Source organism: Streptomyces viridosporus (assembly GCF_002078235.1).
In the GTDB taxonomy this organism is placed as follows: Bacteria; Actinomycetota; Actinomycetes; order Streptomycetales; family Streptomycetaceae; genus Streptomyces; species Streptomyces viridosporus.
In genome coordinates this window covers 280-1,631 of sequence record NZ_MSGP01000810.1, presented here as the reverse complement: position 1 = coordinate 1,631, position 1,352 = coordinate 280, and the positions used below count along the sequence as shown (strand labels likewise).

Sequence of the window (1,352 nt, the reverse complement as noted above, 5' to 3'; positions counted from 1 at the left end):
GTACTTCCCTGATCCGGCCGCGGCGCCTCCGGGCCCGGCACGAGGCGAACGAGCCGGGCCCGGAGGCGCCGCGGCCCCATGCGCGACGGCCGCCGCTTCGGCCGACCGCCACCCGCTCCCTCCGCCGCTCCCTCCGCTGCCGTTTCGCCGCTCCCTCCTCCGCCGCCGACGGACGTTCGGCACATGGCCGGAAGAACGTGACGGGAGCGGGGCGGCGTCCTCGCGTTCCTGCAGGGCCCTTGTGCAATTCCTGTGGACCCCTCAATCTTTCGGCTGGAGCACGGACCCGGTCACCCCGGTATTGACATGATCCTGTCATTAAAGGGGTCGCTTCGTCACGCCCGCGGCCCGTGCGTCACCGATCGACCGCACCGCCCCCCACGTCAGCGCACCACCGATCGAGGAGGACCCCTCAGATGGCAGTGATGCGTCACCCCCGGCGGAGCACCACCCGAAGACTCACCACTCTCGGCGCGGCGACCGCCGCCACCCTCGTCGCCGGTCTCGTCTCCGCCCTCCCCGCGGGCGCGGCCGGGGCCGCGCCCGAAGGCCGCATCCAGTACGAGGGCGCCGCGAACGCCGTCGCCGGCAGCTACATCGTGACCCTCAAGGCGGACGAGGCCCGTTCCGGTTCCGCCGAGGGCCGTGCCCTGGCGAAGAAGTACGGCGCCGACATCGAGCGGACCTACACCAAGGCCCTGAACGGCTACGAGGTCCGTGCGTCCGAGGCCGAGGCCGAGCGCCTCGCCGCCGACCCGGCCGTCGCCGCGGTGATCCAGAACCGCACCTTCAGCATCACCGGCACCCAGCCCGCCCCGCCCTCCTGGGGCCTGGACCGGATCGACCAGCGGAACCTCCCGCTGAACAGCTCCTACACCTACCCGGACTCGGCCGGGGAGGGTGTGACGGCGTACGTCATCGACACCGGCGTCCGCATCACCCACAGCGACTTCGGCGGCCGCGCCTCCGACGGCTACGACGCGATCGACAACGACAACACCGCCCAGGACGGCCACGGTCACGGCACCCACGTCGCCGGCACGGTCGCGGGCAGCGCCCACGGCGTCGCCAAGAAGGCGAAGGTCGTCGGCGTCCGGGTGCTGAACAACTCCGGCTCCGGCACCACCGCCCAGGTCGTCGCCGGCATCGACTGGGTGGCGCGGAACGCGGTCAAGCCGGCCGTCGCCAACATGTCCCTCGGCGGCGGTGCCGACAGCGCCCTGGACGCGGCCGTCCGGGGCGCCATCGCCTCCGGCGTCACCTTCGTCGTCGCGGCCGGCAACGAGTCCACCAACGCCTCCACCAAGTCCCCGGCCCGCGTCACCGAGGCGATCACCGTCGGCGCCACCACC

At 73.0% G+C, this 1,352-nt stretch carries 1 protein-coding gene; it reads left to right on the top strand.

The genetic code is table 11. The features are described from left to right. Positions 1–416: 416 nt before the first annotated feature. The coding region (locus B7L92_RS37770) for a S8 family peptidase (RefSeq protein WP_255311355.1) at positions 417–1,352 on the top strand (936 nt) is incomplete at its 3' end.